This window comes from Streptomyces sp. NPDC006655, from assembly GCF_040703965.1.
GTDB lineage: Bacteria > Actinomycetota > Actinomycetes > Streptomycetales > Streptomycetaceae > Streptomyces.
On sequence record NZ_JBEYJU010000059.1, the window covers coordinates 38,268 to 55,584 of the forward strand.

The following is a 17,317-nucleotide window of genomic DNA, read 5'->3' on the forward strand; positions in this document are numbered from 1 at the left end:
GGCCGCGCGGCCGACCCCGTGACCGTATCCCCTCGCGGATACGTGTCGGCTTCCTGTAGCACAATTCCGTAAGACATGAGTAAGACGAACCAGACGACGAAGGCCTCCACCCTTGAGTGAGACAACGCATGACGGCGGGATCGCGGTGAGCGCGGCACCGGCGCCCGACGAGGGCCTCACGGCGGCGCAGCTGGCCGCCAAGTACGGGCTCGCGGTGAGCGGCGCCCGGCCCTCCCTCGTCGAGTACGTACGCCAGCTGTGGGGCCGCCGTCACTTCATCCTGGCCTTCTCCCAGGCGAAGCTCACCGCCCAGTACAGCCAGGCCAAGCTCGGCCAGCTCTGGCAGGTGGCCACCCCGCTGCTGAACGCGGCCGTGTACTACTTCATCTTCGGCGTCATCCTGCACGCCAGCCGCGGCATGTCGCAGGACGTCTACATCCCGTTCCTGGTCACCGGCGTCTTCACCTTCACCTTCACGCAGAGCTCGATCATGACGGGCGTCCGGGCGATCTCGGGCAACCTCGGCCTGGTGCGCGCGCTGCACTTCCCGCGTGCCTCGCTGCCCGTCTCCTTCGCGCTCCAGCAGCTCCAGCAGCTGCTGTTCTCGATGATCGTCATGGTCGCCGTGGTGGTCGGGTTCGGCAGCCGCCCCGGCCTGTCCTGGGTGCTGGTCGTGCCGGTCCTGTTCCTGCTGTTCCTGTTCAACACCGGGCTGGCCCTGATCGTGGCCCGGATGGGCGCCAAGACGCCGGACCTCGCGCAGCTGCTGCCGTTCGTCCTGCGCACCTGGATGTACATGTCCGGCGTGATATTCTCGATCACCAAGATGATGGAGGGCCGGCCGGAGTGGGCGCGCACCCTCCTCCAGGTCAACCCCGCCACCGTCTACATGGACCTGATGCGCTTCGCGCTCATCGACGGCTACGGCGCCTCGAACCTGCCGCCGCACGTCTGGGCCGTCGCCCTGGCCTGGGCCGTGGTCGTCTTCGGCGGCGGATTCGTGTACTTCTGGAAGGCGGAGGAGCGGTACGGCCGTGGCTGAGCAGAGCACAGGGGAGCGGATCCCCACCGTCATAGCGGAGGACGTGCACATCGTCTACCGCGTCAACGGCGCCAAGACCGGCAAGGGCAGCGCGACCTCCGCCCTCAGCCGTATCGTCAGGCGCGGCGACGAGCGCGGTGTCCGCAAGGTGCACGCGGTCCGCGGGGTCTCCTTCGTCGCCTACCGCGGCGAGGCGATCGGCCTGATCGGGTCCAACGGCTCCGGCAAGTCCACCCTGCTGCGGGCCATCGCCGGCCTGCTGCCCGCGGAGAAGGGCAGGGTCTACACCAACGGCCAGCCCTCGCTGCTCGGCGTCAACGCGGCCCTCATGAACGACCTCACCGGTGAACGGAACGTCATCCTCGGCGGTCTCGCCATGGGCATGTCCCGTGAGGACATCCGGGCCCGCTACCAGCAGATCGTCGACTTCTCCGGCATCAACGACAAGGGCGACTTCATCACCCTGCCCATGCGCACCTACTCGTCCGGCATGGCGGCCCGGCTCCGGTTCTCCATCGCCGCCGCCAAGGACCACGACGTCCTCATGATCGACGAGGCGCTGGCCACCGGGGACGCGGCGTTCCGCAAGCGCTCCGAGGACCGGATCCGCGAGCTGCGCGAGCACGCCGGCACGGTGTTCCTGGTCAGCCACAACAACAAGTCCATCCGTGACACCTGTGACCGGGTTCTGTGGCTGGAGCGCGGCGAGCTGCGCATGGACGGCCCGACCGAAGAGGTGCTCAAGGAGTACGAGAAGTTCACCGGCAAGTAGCCGGCGATGCCACGGGCAGGCGATCGGTTTTGGCCAGGGCCCCGCCGGAACCTTCCGGCGGGGACTCGCGTCTGCAAAGGAAGCGTCAACTCCGTGCTGCCGAAGGAATCTTGAAGCCAATCGGTGTGTTGTTGTGATCTGCGGGACACCCCGACGATCGTCCATGCGTTGTACAACGTAAGCTGTACCGGTCCCGGAAAGCGGCAAGTGGGGCGATAATGCGCGACACCCTCCGCCGGGCTGCCCTGCGGACTGGCGGGCGGCGTGTCCGAAATAGTGTGTATTGGGTCGGCAGTGTAGAACGGGAGATGTGACGGCAATGGCTACGGAAACTCCCCAGCTCAACGCAGGCCGCGCCGTCCCCGCCCCGGGCAGCGAACGGTGACGGCGACCGCCCCGGCGCACCCCGCCGACGCGGAGCGCGGCACGCTGGCCAAGGCCGCGGACGAGAACTTCCCCGTGGCGCCCTTCTTCCTGCCGAAGGCCTGGCGCGACGACCTCATGGCGGTGTACGGCTTCGCCCGCCTCGTCGACGACATCGGCGACGGCGACCTGGCCCCCGGCGGCGCCGACGCCCGGCTGCTCGGGGTCCCGGCCGCGGAGGCCGACAACCGCCTGGTCCTCCTGGACGCCTTCGAGGCCGACCTGCGCCGCGTCTTCGACGGGACCCCGCACCACCCGCTGCTGCGCCGCCTGCAGCCGACCGTGCGCCGCCACTCCCTCACCCCCGAGCCGTTCCTCGGGCTGATCGCCGCCAACCGCCAGGACCAGACCGTCGCACGGTACGAGACCTACGACGACCTGCTCGCCTACTGCGAGTTGTCCGCCAACCCCGTCGGCCGTCTGGTCCTCGCCGTCACCGGCACCTCGACCCCCGAGCGGGTCCGGCTCTCCGACGCGATCTGCACCGCGCTGCAGATCGTCGAACACCTCCAGGACGTGGCCGAGGACTTCGGCCGCGACCGCATCTATCTGCCCGCCGAGGACATGAAGCGCTTTCACGTCCAGGAGGCGGATCTCGCCGGGAAAACCACGGGCGCATCGGTGCGTGCACTGGTTGCATACGAAGCGCAACGCGCCCGCGGTCTCCTGAATGAAGGCGCCCCCCTTGTGGGTAGCGTCCACGGCAGGTTGAAGCTGCTGCTCGCGGGGTTCGTGGCGGGGGGAAGGGCGGCGATCGGCGCGATCGCCGCCGCCGAATACGACGTACTTCCCGGCCCGCCCAAGCCCGGCAAGGGCCGGTTGCTGCGTGAGGTGGGCGTGACTCTGCGAGGAGAGGGGTGATCCGGACCGTGGACTCTCCCACACACGTGTCCGCACCGGTACTCGCCGCCTACAGCTACTGCGAGACGGTCACCGGACAGCAGGCCCGGAACTTCGCCTACGGCATCAGGCTGCTGCCGGCACCGAAGCGGCGCGCCATGTCGGCGCTCTACGCCTTCTCCCGGCGGGTCGACGACATCGGCGACGGCGCGCTGGCGGACGACGTGAAGGTGGCCCGGCTGGAGGGCACCCGGGCGCTGCTCGCCCGGATCCAGGAGGGCGCGGTCGCCGAGGACGACACCGACCCGGTCGCGGTCGCCCTCGCGCACGCCGCCCAGGCCTTCCCGATCCCGCTCGGCGGCCTGGACGAGCTGATCGACGGCGTGCTGATGGACGTACGCGGCGAGACCTACGAGACCTGGGACGACCTCAAGGTCTACTGCCGCTGTGTGGCCGGTGCCATCGGCAGGCTCTCGCTCGGCGTGTTCGGTACCGAACCGGGGGCGCGCGGTGCCGAGCGCGCGCCGGAGTACGCGGACACGCTCGGGCTCGCACTCCAGCTCACCAACATCCTCAGGGACATCCGCGAGGACGCCGGCAACGGCCGTACCTACCTGCCCCAGGACGACCTCGCCAAGTTCGGCTGCTCGGCGGGCCTCGACGGTCCGATCCCGCCCGAGGGCTCGGACTTCGCGGGTCTCGTGCACTTCGAAGTACGCCGCGCCCGTGCCCTTTTCGCCGAGGGCTACCGGCTGCTGCCCATGCTCGACCGGCGCAGCGGCGCCTGCGTCGCCGCCATGGCCGGGATCTACCGCCGGCTGCTCGACCGCATCGAGCGCGAGCCGGACGCGGTGCTGCGCGGCCGGGTCTCGCTGCCCGGACACGAGAAGGCCTACGTCGCCGTACGCGGGCTGTCCGGGATCGACACCCGGCGGCACACCTCCCGGCAGGCCGTCAGGAGGCGCGCCTGATGGACAACCCGGGCCGGGGCGGCTCCACCGGAGGGAAACGGCAGGCAACCCTCCGCGGCGGGGTGGCGTCCCTGACTGCGACGGTCCGCCGTGGCCGGTTCGGGCAGCACGACGGGCAGGCGGGAAAGGGCGCACGATGAGCGACGGCACGCGATCCGAGGGGACGCACGACGACATCCCGTCCGGGCGCACCGCCGTCGTGGTCGGCGGCGGCCTGGCCGGTGTCACGGCCGCCCTCGCCCTGGCCGACGCGGGGCTCCGCGTCACCCTGCTCGAAGGCAGGCCGAGGCTCGGCGGGCTCGCCTTCTCCTTCCGGCGCGGCGACCTGACCGTGGACAACGGCCAGCACGTGTACCTGCGGTGCTGCACCGCCTACCGCTGGTTCCTCGACCGCATCGAGGGCGCGGCGCTGGCACCGGTGCAGGACCGCCTCGACGTGCCCGTGCTCGATCTCGCGAAGCCCGAGGGGCGGCGCCTGGGCAGGCTGCGGCGCGACCCGCTGCCCGTACCCCTGCATCTGGGGCGCAGCCTGGCCGCCTATCCGCACCTCTCGCTCGCCGAACGGGCCAGGGTCGGGCGGGCCGCGCTCGCGCTCAAGGGACTCGACCTCGCCGATCCGAGCCTGGACGCACAGGACTTCGGCAGCTGGCTGGCCGCCCACGGCCAGTCGGCGCGTGCCGTCGAGGCCCTGTGGGACCTGGTCGGGGTCGCCACCCTCAACGCGGTCGCGGGCGACGCCTCGCTGGGGCTCGCCGCGATGGTGTTCAAGACCGGTCTGCTGTCCGACCCGGGCGCGGCCGACATCGGCTGGGCCCAGGTGCCGCTGGGCGAACTGCACGACCGGCTGGCCCGCAAGGCGCTCGACTCCGCGGGCGTGCGTACCGAAGTCCGAACACGCGTCACCTCCGTCCTCCACAACGAGAACGGGGGCTGGAGCGTTCAGGTTCCCGGCGAGACGCTCACGGCGGACGCGGTGGTGCTCGCCGTGGCCCAGCGCGAGGCCTATGACCTGCTGCCCGCCGGCGCCCTCGACGCCCCGGAAAACCTTCTGGAGATCGGCACCGCGCCGATCCTCAACGTCCATGTGGTCTACGACCGTACGGTGCTGACGAAGCCGTTCTTCGCGGCTCTCGGCAGCCCGGTCCAGTGGGTGTTCGACCGCACCCACGCCTCGGGGCTGCGCGAGGGCCAGTACCTCGCGCTGTCCCAGTCCGCCGCCCAGGACGAGATCGACGCCCCCGTGGCCGTGCTGCGCGAACGCTACCTGCCCGAACTGGAGCGGCTGTTGCCCGGCGCGCGCGGCGCCGGGGTGCGGGACTTCTTCGTGACCCGGGAGCGCACCGCGACGTTCGCCCCCACCCCCGGCGTCGGGCGGCTGCGGCCCGGCGCCCGCACCAAGGCACCCGGCCTCTACCTGGCCGGAGCGTGGACCGCCACCGGGTGGCCCGCGACCATGGAGAGTGCGGTCCGCAGCGGTGTCTGTGCGGCCGATGCCGCGTTGAGCACTCTGGGCCGGCCCCGCCCCCGTCACCTCTTCGAGTTCGAGGAGGCGGCGTGACGCTCGATCAGCGGGTGGCAGGCCTCCGCACCCCCGGTACCGCAACAAGAGGAGAAACTGTGCCCACTGTGCCCCCGGCCGAGACGGCTGCCGACGCGGTGGACGTGACCGCGCTCCTGGAGCGCGGCCGGACCCTTGCAACACCGGTACTGCGGGCGGCTGTCGACCGCCTGGCACCTCCCATGGACACCGTCGCCGCCTACCACTTCGGCTGGATCGACGCCGAGGGCAACCCCGCCGAGGGGGACGGCGGCAAGGCGGTACGCCCCGCTCTCGCCGTGCTCTCCGCCGAGGTCACCGGCGCCGCGCCGGAGATCGGCATCCCCGGCGCCGTCGCCGTCGAACTCGTCCACAACTTCTCCCTGCTGCACGACGACCTGATGGACGGCGACGAACAGCGCCGCCACCGTGACACCGTCTGGAAGGTGCACGGCCCGGCCCAGGCCATCCTGGTCGGCGACGCCCTGTTCGCCCTCGCCAACGAGATCCTCCTCGAACTCGGCACCGTCGAGGCCGGCCGGGCCACCCGCCGGATCACCACCGCCACCCGCGCCCTCATCGACGGCCAGGCCCAGGACATCTCCTACGAGCACCGCGACCGGGTCAGCGTCGAGGAGTGCCTGGAGATGGAGGGCAACAAGACCGGCGCCCTGCTCGCCGCCTCCAGCTCCATCGGCGCGGTGCTCGGCGGCGCCGACGACCGCACCGCCGACACCCTGGAGCGGTACGGCTACCACCTCGGCCTCGCCTTCCAGGCCGTCGACGACCTCCTCGGCATCTGGGGCGACCCGGAGTCCACCGGCAAGCAGACCTGGAGCGACCTGCGCCAGCGCAAGAAGTCCCTGCCGGTGGTCGCCGCGCTCGCGGCCGGCGGAGCGGCCTCCGAACGGCTCGGCGAGATCCTCGCCGCCGACGCCAAGAGCAGCGACTTCGAGAACTTCTCCGAGGAGGAGTTCGCCGCCCGCGCCGCCCTCATCGAGGAGGCCGGCGGACGCGAGTGGACCGCCGAAGAGGCGCGCCGTCAGCACACCATCGCCATCGAGGCCCTCCACGCCGTCGACATGCCCGACCGGGTACGGGCGCAGTTCACGGCGCTGGCCGACTTCGTCGTCGTACGAAAGAGATGATCACTATCGGTCGAATAGCCCTCGCGTAGTCGCCGGCCGGTGCGAGCGCGCAGCCAGCACCGGCCGACGGCGGACCCACAGCAGAACGATTTCGCACGACTGCACGAAGGGGATGCCATGACAGCGACGACCGACGGAAGCACCGGGGCCACCCTGCCGCCCCGGGCCGACTCGGCCACCACCGAACTCACCACCCCCGTCGCGGCCGGGGTACAAGAAGCCGCCGAACGCGCCGTCCGGCGTGCCACCGACCATCTGCTCGCCCTCCAGGACGCGCAGGGCTGGTGGAAAGGCGACCTGGAGACCAACGTCACCATGGACGCCGAGGACCTGCTGCTCCGTCAGTTCCTGGGCATCCGCGACGAGGCCACGACCGCCGCCGCCGCGCTCTTCATCCGCGGCGAGCAGCGCGAGGACGGCACCTGGGCCACCTTCTACGGCGGCCCCGGCGAACTGTCCACCACCATCGAGGCGTACGTCGCCCTGCGGCTCGCCGGGGACGCGCCCGACGCGCCGCACATGGCGAAGGCGTCGGCCTGGATCCGCGAGCGCGGCGGGATCGCCGCCGCCCGGGTCTTCACCCGGATCTGGCTGGCCCTGTTCGGCTGGTGGAAGTGGGAGGACCTGCCCGAACTCCCGCCCGAACTACTGTACTTCCCCAAGTGGTTCCCGCTCAGCATCTACAACTTCGGCCAGTGGGCCCGGCAGACCATCGTGCCGCTCACCGTCGTCTCGGCGAAGCGGCCGGTGCGCCCGGCGCCCTTCCCGCTGGACGAGCTGCACACCGACCCCGCGAATCCCAACCCGCCCCGCCCGCTGGCCCCGCCGACCACCTGGGAGGGCCTGTTCCAGCGGCTCGACAAGGTTGTCCGCGGCTACCGCAGGGTCGCGGTGCGCCGGCTGCGCGGCTCCGCGCTGAACTCCGCCGCCCGCTGGATCGTGGAGCGGCAGGAGAACGACGGCGCCTGGGGCGGCATCCAGCCGCCCGCCGTGTACTCGTTGATCGCCCTGCACCTGCTCGGCTACGACCTGCGACACCCCGTGATGCGCGCGGGCCTGGAATCGCTGGATCGTTACGCCGTGTGGCGCGAGGACGGCGCCCGGATGATCGAGGCCTGCCAGTCGCCGGTGTGGGACACCTGCCTCGCGGCCATCGCGCTCGCCGACGCCGGGCTGCCCGCCGACCACCCCCAACTGGTCAAGGCCGCCGACTGGATGCTCGGCGAGCAGATCGTCCGGCCCGGCGACTGGGCCGTGAAGCGACCCCAGCTCCCGCCGGGCGGCTGGGCGTTCGAGTTCCACAACGACAACTACCCCGACATCGACGACACCGCCGAGGTCGTCCTCGCGCTGCGCCGCATCAGGCACCACGACCCCGAGCGGATGGAGAAGGCCATCGGGCGCGGGGTGCGCTGGAACCTCGGCATGCAGTCCAAGAACGGGGCCTGGGGTGCCTTCGACGTCGACAACACCAGCCCGTTCCCCAACCGGTTGCCGTTCTGCGACTTCGGGGAGGTCATCGACCCGCCCTCCGCGGACGTCACCGCCCACGTCGTGGAGATGCTCGCCTTCGAGGGCATGTCCCACGACCCGCGCACCCGGCGCGGCATCGAATGGCTGCTCGCCGAACAGGAGCCTGACGGCTCGTGGTTCGGGCGCTGGGGCGTCAACTACGTGTACGGAACCGGTTCCGTGGTACCCGCGCTCACCGCGGCCGGACTGCCCGCCTCCCACCCGGCGATCCGACGCGCGGTGACCTGGCTGGAGAACGTCCAGAACGACGACGGCGGCTGGGGCGAGGACCTGCGCTCCTACAAGCACGTCGGCGAATGGAGCGGGCGCGGTGCCTCCACCGCCTCCCAGACGGCGTGGGCGCTGATGGCCCTGCTCGCGGCGGGGGAGAAGGAGTCCAAGGCGGTGGAGCGGGGCGTGCGGTGGCTCGCCGAGACCCAGCGCGAGGACGGCTCCTGGGACGAGCCGTACTTCACCGGCACCGGCTTTCCCTGGGACTTCTCCATCAACTACCACCTCTACCGGCAGGTCTTCCCGCTCACCGCACTCGGCCGTTACGTCCACGGCGAGCCCACGTCCGAGGCCGAGAGGAGCTGAATGAGCACCACGCCCGCTGCGGCCCCGCTGCTGATCGCCTGCGCGCTCGGCATCGAGCACCTCGCCCTGCGCGCCGGCGAACGCGGTGGCGCGGACGGGCCGGTCACCGTGCTGCGCACCGGCATGGGACCCAGGGCGGCGGAACGGTCCGTCACCCGCGTCCTGGCGGATCCGGCGCTCGCCGGTGCCGCCGTGCTGGCCACCGGTTTCTGCGCCGGGCTCGCTCCCGGGATGCACCCCGGCGACCTGGTCGTCGCCGAGGAGACCCGGGACCCGCGCGGAAACGTCCCGTGCGTCGGCACCGAACTCCTCGTGAAGGAACTCGTACGGACCCTGCCCGGCCGTACCGTCCACACCGGGCCCGTCACCGGCTCGGACCACGTCGTCCGCGGTCACGAACGGTCGGACCTGCTCGCGACCGGCGCGATCGCGGTCGACATGGAATCGGCGGCCACGCTCCTGAGCGCCGTGCGCGCGGGCGAGCGCCCCGTTGCGGCCGTACGGGTGGTCGTGGACGCTCCTGAACATGAACTCGTCCGGATCGGCACGGTACGCGGTGGAATATCGGCTTTCCGCGTCCTTCGATCCGTTCTTCCAGCTTTCTTCGAATGGCACCGTTCTTTGCTGCTCCCCCGGAGGTGAGCCAGATGGCCATGCCGCTGCGCCAGTCGATCAAGGTCGCTACCTACTTGGCTGAACAGAAGCTCCGCAAGCGGGACAAGTTCCCGCTGATCGTGGAGCTGGAACCGCTTTTCGCCTGCAACCTGAAATGCGAGGGCTGCGGCAAGATCCAGCATCCGGCGGGGGTGCTCAAGCAGCGTATGCCGGTCGCCCAGGCCGTCGGCGCGGTGCTGGAGTCCGGTGCGCCGATGGTCTCCATCGCGGGCGGCGAACCGCTGATGCACCCGCAGATCGACGAGATCGTGCGGCAGTTGGTGGCGAAGCGCAAGTACGTCTTCCTGTGCACCAACGCGATGCTGCTGCGCAAGAAGATGGACAAGTTCACGCCCTCGCCGTACTTCGCCTTCGCGGTGCACATCGATGGGCTGCGCGAGCGGCACGACGAGTCCGTCGCCAAGGAGGGCGTGTTCGACGAGGCGGTGGCGGCCATCAAGGAGGCCAAGCGGCGCGGCTTCCGGGTGACCACCAACTCGACCTTCTTCAACACGGACACCCCGCAGACCATCGTCGAGGTGCTCAACTTCCTCAACGACGACCTCAAGGTCGACGAGATGATGATCTCGCCCGCCTACGCCTACGAGAAGGCCCCCGACCAGGAGCACTTCCTGGGCGTGGAGCAGACCCGCGAGCTGTTCAAGAAGGCCTTCTCCGGCGGCAACCGGAAGAAGTGGCGGCTCAACCACTCCCCGCTCTTCCTGGACTTCCTGGAGGGCAAGGTCGACTTCCCGTGCACGGCCTGGGCGATCCCGAACTACTCGCTGTTCGGCTGGCAGCGTCCCTGCTACCTGATGAGCGACGGGTACGTGCCGACGTACCGGGAACTCATCGAGGAGACCGACTGGGACAAGTACGGCCGCGGTAAGGACCCGCGCTGCGCCAACTGCATGGCGCACTGCGGCTACGAGCCCACCGCCGTCCTGGCCACCATGGGATCCCTCAAGGAGTCGCTGCGCGCGATGCGCGAGACGGTCTCCGGGAACCGGGAGTAGGGGATGACCGCCGTTTCCCTCGGCCTGCCCGAGGTCCCGGCCCGGCCGGTCGCCGAGCGGCGCCGGTCGCGGCAGATCCACGTCGGACCGGTCGCCGTCGGCGGCGGCGCCCCGGTGTCCGTGCAGTCGATGACCACGACCCGTACCTCGGACATCGGCGCCACCCTCCAGCAGATCGCCGAACTCACCGCGTCCGGCTGCCAGATCGTCCGCGTCGCCTGCCCCACGCAGGACGACGCGGACGCGCTGGCCACCATCGCGAGGAAGTCCCAGATCCCGGTCGTCGCGGACATCCACTTCCAGCCGAAGTACGTTTTCGCGGCCATCGAGGCCGGCTGCGCCGCGGTCCGGGTGAACCCCGGCAACATCAAGAAGTTCGACGACCAGGTCAGGGAGATCGCGCGGGCCGCCAAGGACCACGGCACGCCGATCCGGATCGGGGTCAACGCCGGCTCCCTCGACCGGCGGCTGCTGGAGAAGTACGGCAGGGCGTCCCCCGAGGCGCTGGTCGAGTCGGCCCTGTGGGAGGCGTCGCTCTTCGAGGAGCACGGCTTCCGGGACATCAAGATCTCCGTCAAGCACAACGACCCGGTCGTGATGGTCGAGGCCTACCGGCAGCTCGCCGCCCAGTGCGACTACCCGCTGCACCTCGGCGTCACCGAGGCGGGCCCGGCCTTCCAGGGCACGATCAAGTCGGCGGTGGCCTTCGGGGCGCTGCTGTCCCAGGGCATCGGCGACACGATCCGGGTCTCCCTCTCCGCACCGCCGGTCGAGGAGGTCAAGGTCGGCATCCAGATCCTGGAGTCCCTCAACCTCAGGCAGCGCGGCCTGGAGATCGTCTCCTGCCCGTCGTGCGGGCGCGCCCAGGTCGACGTCTACAAGCTGGCGGACGAGGTGACGGCGGGACTCGAAGGCATGGAGGTCCCGCTGCGCGTCGCCGTCATGGGATGCGTGGTCAACGGCCCCGGCGAGGCACGCGAGGCCGACCTGGGCGTCGCCTCCGGCAACGGCAAGGGCCAGATCTTCGTCAAGGGCGAGGTCGTCAAGACCGTGCCCGAGTCCAGGATCGTGGAGACCCTCATCGAGGAAGCGATGAAGATCGCCGAGCAGATGGAGCAGGACGGCGCCGGGTCCGGAACACCCGCCGTCACGGTGAGCTGAACAGCACGGACCGAGAGGGGGCCGAGCGTGACGATTCTGGAGACCATCCGGGGACCACGCGACCTGAAGGCGCTGTCCGAGGCACAACTCGGTGAACTGTCCGAAGAAATACGCGAGTTCCTGGTGCACGCGGTCGCCAGGACCGGCGGCCACCTCGGGCCCAACCTGGGCGTCGTGGAACTGACCGTCGCGCTGCACCGGGTCTTCGAGTCCCCGGCCGACCGCATCCTCTGGGACACCGGTCACCAGAGCTACGTCCACAAACTGCTCACCGGCCGCCAGGACTTCTCCAAGCTCCGCGGCAAGGGCGGCCTGTCCGGATACCCCTCGCGCGAGGAGTCCGAGCACGACGTCATCGAGAACAGCCACGCCTCCACCGCGCTCGGCTGGGCCGACGGCCTCGCCAAGGCCCGCCAGGTACAGGGGGAGAAGGGCCATGTCGTCGCGGTGATCGGCGACGGGGCGCTGACCGGCGGAATGGCCTGGGAGGCGCTCAACAACATCGCGGCCGCCAAGGACCGGCCGCTGATCATCGTCGTCAACGACAACGAGCGGTCGTACGCCCCCACCATCGGCGGCCTCGCCAACCACCTGGCCACCCTGCGCACCACCGACGGCTACGAGCGGGTGCTGGCCTGGGGCAAGGAGGTCCTGCTGCGCACACCCGTCGTGGGCGGCACCCTCTACGAGTCCCTGCACGGCGCCAAGAAGGGCTTCAAGGACGCCTTCGCGCCGCAGGGGATGTTCGAGGACCTGGGTCTCAAGTACGTCGGCCCGATCGACGGCCATGACATCAGAGCGGTGGAGTCCGCGCTGCGGCGCGCGAAACGCTTCCACGGTCCGGTGCTGGTGCACTGCCTCACCGAGAAGGGCCGCGGCTACGAGCCTGCGCTCGCCCACGAGGAGGACCACTTCCACACCGTCGGCGTCATGGACCCGCTCACCTGCGAGCCCCTGACGCCCTCCAACGGCCCTTCCTGGACGTCGGTGTTCGGCGACGAGATCGTCCGCATCGGCGAGGAACGGGACGACGTCGTGGCGATCACCGCGGCGATGCTGCACCCGGTCGGCCTCGGCAGGTTCGCCGAGCGCTTCCCCGACCGGGTCTGGGACGTGGGCATCGCCGAGCAGCACGCGGCCGTCTCCGCGGCCGGGCTGGCCACCGGCGGTCTGCACCCCGTCGTCGCCGTCTACGCCACGTTCCTCAACCGCGCCTTCGACCAGTTGCTGATGGACGTGGCGCTGCACCGCTGCGGGGTGACGTTCGTCCTGGACCGCGCGGGAGTGACGGGGGTCGACGGGGCCTCGCACAACGGCATGTGGGACATGTCGATCCTCCAGGTGGTGCCCGGCCTGCGGATCGCCGCCCCGCGCGACGCCGAGCAACTGCGCCTCCAACTGCGGGAGGCCGTCGCCGTCGACGACGCGCCGACGCTGGTCCGCTTCCCGAAGGAGTCGGTGGGGCCGGAGATCCCGGCGGTCGACCGGGTCGGCGGGGTGGACGTCCTGCACCGGGGTGCGGACCCGCGGGTGCTGCTGGTCGCGGTCGGGGTGATGGCGCCGGTCTGCCTCCAGGCCGCGGAGCTGCTGGCCGCCCGGGGCGTCGACTGCACGGTCGTGGACCCCCGTTGGGTGAAGCCCGTGGATCCGGCGCTGCCGGTGCTGGCGGCCCGGCACGAGCTGGTGGCGGTCGTCGAGGACAACAGCCGGGCGGCGGGCGTGGGCGCGGCGGTCGCGCTGGCGCTCGGCGACGCCGAAGTGGACGTGCCGGTACGGCGCTTCGGCATTCCCGAGCAGTTCCTGGCGCACGCGAAGAGGGGAGAGGTGCTGGCCGACATCGGGCTGACGCCGGTGGAGATCGCGGGGCGGATCGGGGCGAGCCTCGCGGAGCGGGGGGCCGGCGCCCACGGGGGTGGTGCGGAGGGTCGTGCGGCGGGTGCGGCGCCGTCCGGGTCGATCGCGCAAGTCCCCGCGCCCCTGAGGGGCGCTGACGCCGAGGGTGTTGACAAGGAGAGGCAATGAGTACGGAGTTCGACCTCGGTGCGTTGCTCGCCGAGCGTGGCGGTGAGAGGTACGAGCTGCACAGCAAGTACCTCAACCACCAGCTCCCGCGCATGCTGCACACCATCGGCTTCGACAAGGTCTACGAGCGGGCCGAGGGTGCTCACTTCTGGGACGCGGACGGCAACGACTACCTGGACATGCTCGCCGGGTTCGGGGTGATGGGCCTGGGACGCCATCACCCCGTCGTCCGCAAGGCCCTGCACGACGTCCTGGACGCCCAGCTGGCCGACCTCACCCGCTTCGACTGCCAGCCGCTGCCCGGCCTGCTCGCCGAACGGCTCCTCGCGCACAGCCCGCACCTGGACCGGGTGTTCTTCGGCAACAGCGGGACCGAGGCGGTCGAGACGGCCCTGAAGTTCGCCCGCTTCGCCACCGGCAGACCGCGCGTCCTGTACTGCGACCACGCCTTCCACGGCCTGACCACGGGCTCCCTGTCCGTCAACGGCGAGGACGGTTTCCGGGACGGCTTCGCCCCGCTGCTGCCCGACACGGCCGTCCCCCTCGGAGACCTGGACGCGCTCGCCCGGGAGCTGAAGAAGGGCGACGTCGCCGCGCTGATCGTGGAGCCCATCCAGGGCAAGGGCGTGCACGAGGCCCCGCCCGGCTACCTGCGGGCCGCCCAGGAACTGCTGCACCGGCACAAGGCACTGCTCATCTGCGACGAGGTGCAGACCGGTCTCGGCCGCACCGGCGACTTCTACGCCTACCAGCACGAGGACGGCGTCGAGCCGGACCTGCTGTGCGTGGCGAAGGCGCTCTCCGGCGGTTATGTCCCCGTCGGCGCGACCCTCGGCAAGGACTGGATCTTCAAGAAGGTCTACTCGTCCATGGACCGCGTCCTGGTCCACTCGGCCAGTTTCGGCGCCAACGCCCAGGCCATGGCGGCCGGCCTCGCGGTGCTCTCCGTCATGGAGAACGACCAGGTCGTCGCCAACGCGCGGGCGGTGGGGGAGCAGCTCAAGTCCCGGCTCACCGCTCTGATCGGCACGTACGAGCTGCTCGCCGACGTCCGCGGGCGGGGCCTGATGATCGGCATCGAGTTCGGCCGGCCCAGCTCGCTGAAGCTGCGCAGCCGCTGGGCCATGCTCCAGGCGGCCCGCAAGGGCCTGTTCGCGCAGATGGTCGTCGTACCGCTGCTGCAACGGCACCGGATCCTCACCCAGGTCTCCGGCGACCACCTGGAGGTGATCAAGCTCATCCCGCCGCTGATCGTGGACGAGGCGGACGTCGACCGCTTCGTGGCCGCGTTCACGGAGGTGATGGACGACGCCCACAGCGGGGGCGGCCTGATGTGGGACTTCGGCAGGACCCTCATCAAGCAGGCGGTGGCCAACCGCTAGATTTTTGCCTCTGAGGCAAGAAAATTGCCGCAGAGGCAAAGCTTTGACTCAATGGAGGCATGAGCTCCTCCGAGAACGGACGGGCGGGCGGGCCGGTCGAGGACCTGCCCGTCGTCGCTCCCCAGCTGCGCTCCCTGCGCCGTCGCGCCGGGCTCACGCTGGAGGCCGCCGCACGGGACGCCGGGCTGTCGCCCGCGCACCTGTCCCGCCTGGAGACCGGGCAGCGGCAGCCCTCGCTGCCGATGCTGCTCGCACTCGCCCGCATCTACGGTACGACGGTCTCGGAGCTGCTGGGAGAGACCGTCGCCGAGCGGGACGCCATCGTGCGCGCCGGTGACATGGAACCTACCGGGGCGGGCGGCTGGACCTACTGGCAGGCCGGGTCCTCCGGCCGGGGGATGCAGGCGCTGCGGGTCCGGGTGCCGTACGGCTCGCAGGGCGACGTCGTGCGGGTGCACCCCGGCGAGGAGTGGCTGTACGTCCTGCAGGGGCGGCTGCGGCTGCGCCTCGGCGACACCACGCACGTGCTCGCCGCCGGCGACAGCGCCCACTTCGACTCACTGACCCCGCACCGGCTCGCCGCCGAGGACCACGACGGGGTCGAGCTCCTGTTCGTCCACACCCTGCTGCAGAGTCCCACGGCCGCGCTGTGCCTGGGACCGATCACCGGAGAGATGCCATGAGCAACTATGAGGAGAGGTTCCCGCGGTCCTTGTGGATCCGGCTCATCATCTACATCGCCGTGGGGCACGTGTTCGCCGCGTTCCTCTTCCTGCTCTTCACCCTCGGCGGCAAGGGCTGACCCCCGGCGGGGCCGGTCCGCCGTCCCGTCAGGGCCACTCTCGCGGTATCGGGTCGTCGAGGTCGTTCAGCACCGCAGGCAGACCCTTGGTGAGCATCTTGGTGCGGACGGTGCCGAGGATCCTGGCCATGAAGTAGCCGCCGGCCCCGGTGAAGCCGGTGTGGTCGTAGGTGAAGCGAGTGCCGCCGTCGTGCGGTGCGAGTCGGTAGGCGACCTCGGTCACCGCGCCACCGCTTTCGTCCTGCCACGAGTAGCGCAGCAGCGAAGGCTCGCGTACCTCCAGCACCTCGCACAGGACGACGCCGCTCCAGCCCGGCTTGGGGTTCGCGGTGAACTTGAACGTGGTGCCGACCGTGGTGGCGAAGCCCTCTGGCCGAGCGCCGGCGCCGGTGGCCGTCCACAGCGGGATCAGCTCCGGATCGGTGACCGCGCGCCAGACCTTCTCCGGTGGATGCGGGTAGTCACGGACGATGTGGATGGCGCTCATGGAGGGCTCCTCCCGCATGCGGCAACGCCGGCATGTATTTACGGCGACTGTAAACTTACAGTAGCAGAAGATATTCCGGCACTGGATTATGCTTCGGTGATGACGATGCGCACCGTGGATTGGGCGGCCCTGCGCCCGCACGACGAGGTACCCGCCGTCGAGGGGCTGCGGGAGCGCAAGAAACGGCTTCTTCGACGGCAGCTGTCCGACACGGCCACCGAGATGTTCCTGGAGCGGGGCTTCGACGCGGTACGGGTCGCCGAGATCGCAGAAGCCTGCGGGGTGTCGGAGAAGACGGTGTTCAACTACTTCCCGACCAAGGAATCCCTCGTCCTCGATCTGGGCGAGGTCACCACGGCCTCGCTGAGGGCCGTCCTGGCCGATCCAGACCTGTCGCCGGTCGACGCGGCGTTGAAGATCCTCTCCAGCGAGCTGGCCGCCATCACGTCATGGCTGAGCGCTCAGAACGACCCGGCCGAGGCCAAGGCCATGCTGACGCGCTTCGGCATGCTGATGGGATCCACTCCGTCTCTGCGGGCCTACCAGCGCGACACCGCCGACAGGCAAGTCGCCGTAGCCGCCGAAGTCCTGGCCCGGCGAACCAGGATGAGCTCGGACGACCCCGAAGCGCAGATCGCCGCAACCGCCCTGCTCGCTCTGTGGTCCATCCAGTTCCGGGCGCTGCGCAGGCACCTGAACCGCACCCGGACCTTCGAAGAACTGCACGACGCCGTGACTGCCGACGTCCGACGCGCGGCCCGCCTCATCGGCATCGGACTCGACTCGCTGGAGACCCGGCCAAAGGAGTCAGAGATGCAGACGCCCGGCCCCGGGGCGCCGTGAGCCAGGGCCCTAAGGCCTGTCTGACAATTCCCGTCGTCGCCCGGAGGGCGGCCGCGCGGCGTCAGGTGCGTGCTCTGGGGGTCCCCCCGGCCGGAGGCTGGGGGAGTG

The 17,317-nt window shown here is 70.6% G+C and carries 17 protein-coding genes; 16 read left to right on the forward strand and 1 reads right to left on the reverse strand.

All coding sequences use genetic code 11. The annotated features are described in order from the left end of the window. Nucleotides 1-112 precede the first annotated feature (112 nt). The 15 genes from AB0958_RS29150 (at nt 113) to AB0958_RS29220 (ending at nt 15,879) form a co-directional block, all read left to right on the forward strand. Nucleotides 113-1,042, forward strand: coding sequence for an ABC transporter permease (locus AB0958_RS29150; RefSeq protein WP_366893459.1), 930 nt, complete (start codon nt 113-115; stop codon nt 1,040-1,042). Beyond that, the gene (locus AB0958_RS29155) at nt 1,035-1,814 is read left to right on the forward strand and encodes an ABC transporter ATP-binding protein (RefSeq protein ID WP_366893460.1); all 780 of its coding nucleotides are present in this window, start codon (nt 1,035-1,037) and stop codon (nt 1,812-1,814) included. The genes AB0958_RS29150 and AB0958_RS29155 overlap by 8 nt, the downstream gene beginning before the upstream one ends. Before the next feature lie 381 nt (nt 1,815-2,195). Continuing rightward, on the forward strand, nt 2,196-3,098 hold the full coding sequence (hpnC, locus tag AB0958_RS29160; protein WP_366893461.1) for a squalene synthase HpnC: 903 nt from the start codon (nt 2,196-2,198) through the stop codon (nt 3,096-3,098). Further along, entirely contained in the window at nt 3,095-4,048 is a 954-nt protein-coding gene (gene hpnD / locus AB0958_RS29165; protein WP_366893462.1) for a presqualene diphosphate synthase HpnD, read from the forward strand. The genes hpnC and hpnD overlap by 4 nt, the downstream gene beginning before the upstream one ends. Beyond that, nucleotides 4,048-4,188, forward strand: a complete 141-nt coding sequence (locus AB0958_RS29170) for a DUF6380 family protein (protein WP_366893463.1) — start codon at nt 4,048-4,050, stop codon at nt 4,186-4,188. The genes hpnD and AB0958_RS29170 overlap by 1 nt, the downstream gene beginning before the upstream one ends. Then, nucleotides 4,185-5,606, forward strand: coding sequence for a hydroxysqualene dehydroxylase HpnE (hpnE, locus tag AB0958_RS29175; RefSeq protein ID WP_366893464.1), 1,422 nt, complete (start codon nt 4,185-4,187; stop codon nt 5,604-5,606). The genes AB0958_RS29170 and hpnE overlap by 4 nt, the downstream gene beginning before the upstream one ends. Before the next feature lie 59 nt (nt 5,607-5,665). Beyond that, nucleotides 5,666-6,733, forward strand: coding sequence for a polyprenyl synthetase family protein (locus AB0958_RS29180; protein WP_165939268.1), 1,068 nt, complete (start codon nt 5,666-5,668; stop codon nt 6,731-6,733). A 117-nt stretch (nt 6,734-6,850) separates the two neighbouring features. Continuing rightward, nucleotides 6,851-8,842: a squalene--hopene cyclase gene (gene shc, locus AB0958_RS29185; RefSeq protein ID WP_366893465.1), complete on the forward strand. Its 1,992-nt coding sequence runs from the start codon at nt 6,851-6,853 to the stop codon at nt 8,840-8,842. Then, nucleotides 8,843-9,484, forward strand: coding sequence for a 1-hydroxy-2-methyl-2-butenyl 4-diphosphate reductase (locus tag AB0958_RS29190; RefSeq protein ID WP_366893466.1), 642 nt, complete (start codon nt 8,843-8,845; stop codon nt 9,482-9,484). It abuts the gene before it with no gap. Nucleotides 9,485-9,489: 5 nt separating this feature from the next. Then, nucleotides 9,490-10,512, forward strand: coding sequence for an adenosyl-hopene transferase HpnH (gene hpnH / locus AB0958_RS29195; RefSeq protein ID WP_366893467.1), 1,023 nt, complete (start codon nt 9,490-9,492; stop codon nt 10,510-10,512). A gap of 3 nt (nt 10,513-10,515) precedes the next feature. Further along, nucleotides 10,516-11,673, forward strand: coding sequence for a flavodoxin-dependent (E)-4-hydroxy-3-methylbut-2-enyl-diphosphate synthase (ispG, locus tag AB0958_RS29200; RefSeq protein ID WP_366893468.1), 1,158 nt, complete (start codon nt 10,516-10,518; stop codon nt 11,671-11,673). A 27-nt stretch (nt 11,674-11,700) separates the two neighbouring features. Further along, nucleotides 11,701-13,695 carry a 1-deoxy-D-xylulose-5-phosphate synthase gene (dxs, locus tag AB0958_RS29205; protein WP_366893469.1) on the forward strand — a complete coding sequence of 665 codons (1,995 nt, stop codon included), beginning with the start codon at nt 11,701-11,703 and terminating at the stop codon, nt 13,693-13,695. Then, entirely contained in the window at nt 13,692-15,077 is a 1,386-nt protein-coding gene (locus AB0958_RS29210) for an aspartate aminotransferase family protein (protein ID WP_366893470.1), read from the forward strand. The genes dxs and AB0958_RS29210 overlap by 4 nt, the downstream gene beginning before the upstream one ends. Nucleotides 15,078-15,136: 59 nt before the next feature. Beyond that, complete coding sequence (locus AB0958_RS29215) at nt 15,137-15,760, forward strand: XRE family transcriptional regulator (RefSeq protein ID WP_366893471.1); 624 nt, start codon at nt 15,137-15,139, stop codon at nt 15,758-15,760. Further along, nucleotides 15,757-15,879 (forward strand): DUF6126 family protein, encoded by a 123-nt coding sequence (locus AB0958_RS29220; protein ID WP_132887285.1) that lies wholly within the window; start codon nt 15,757-15,759, stop codon nt 15,877-15,879. The genes AB0958_RS29215 and AB0958_RS29220 overlap by 4 nt, the downstream gene beginning before the upstream one ends. 28 nt (nt 15,880-15,907) lie before the next feature. Here AB0958_RS29220 and AB0958_RS29225 read toward each other — a convergent pair whose 3' ends face one another. Continuing rightward, nucleotides 15,908-16,366, reverse strand: a complete 459-nt coding sequence (locus AB0958_RS29225) for an SRPBCC domain-containing protein (protein ID WP_366893472.1) — start codon at nt 16,364-16,366, stop codon at nt 15,908-15,910. A 99-nt stretch (nt 16,367-16,465) separates the two neighbouring features. On the opposite strand from AB0958_RS29225, the gene AB0958_RS29230 reads away from it, so the two are divergent. Further along, nucleotides 16,466-17,209, forward strand: a complete 744-nt coding sequence (locus AB0958_RS29230; protein WP_366893473.1) for a TetR family transcriptional regulator — start codon at nt 16,466-16,468, stop codon at nt 17,207-17,209. The last annotated feature ends 108 nt before the right edge of the window (nt 17,210-17,317 follow it).

What these genes read in the sequence shown, in the direction of transcription:
- AB0958_RS29230 (WP_366893473.1), top strand. Translation starts at nt 16,466, where the DNA reads ATGACGATGCGCACCGTGGATTGGGCGGCCCTGCGCCCGCACGACGAG.
- AB0958_RS29215 (WP_366893471.1), top strand. Translation starts at nt 15,137, where the DNA reads ATGAGCTCCTCCGAGAACGGACGGGCGGGCGGGCCGGTCGAGGACCTG.
- AB0958_RS29225 (WP_366893472.1), bottom strand. Translation starts at nt 16,366, where the DNA reads ATGAGCGCCATCCACATCGTCCGTGACTACCCGCATCCACCGGAGAAG.
- AB0958_RS29170 (WP_366893463.1), top strand. Translation starts at nt 4,048, where the DNA reads ATGGACAACCCGGGCCGGGGCGGCTCCACCGGAGGGAAACGGCAGGCA.
- shc (WP_366893465.1), top strand. Translation starts at nt 6,851, where the DNA reads ATGACAGCGACGACCGACGGAAGCACCGGGGCCACCCTGCCGCCCCGG.
- hpnE (WP_366893464.1), top strand. Translation starts at nt 4,185, where the DNA reads ATGAGCGACGGCACGCGATCCGAGGGGACGCACGACGACATCCCGTCC.
- hpnH (WP_366893467.1), top strand. Translation starts at nt 9,490, where the DNA reads ATGGCCATGCCGCTGCGCCAGTCGATCAAGGTCGCTACCTACTTGGCT.
- ispG (WP_366893468.1), top strand. Translation starts at nt 10,516, where the DNA reads ATGACCGCCGTTTCCCTCGGCCTGCCCGAGGTCCCGGCCCGGCCGGTC.
- AB0958_RS29220 (WP_132887285.1), top strand. Translation starts at nt 15,757, where the DNA reads ATGAGCAACTATGAGGAGAGGTTCCCGCGGTCCTTGTGGATCCGGCTC.
- AB0958_RS29210 (WP_366893470.1), top strand. Translation starts at nt 13,692, where the DNA reads ATGAGTACGGAGTTCGACCTCGGTGCGTTGCTCGCCGAGCGTGGCGGT.
- AB0958_RS29190 (WP_366893466.1), top strand. Translation starts at nt 8,843, where the DNA reads ATGAGCACCACGCCCGCTGCGGCCCCGCTGCTGATCGCCTGCGCGCTC.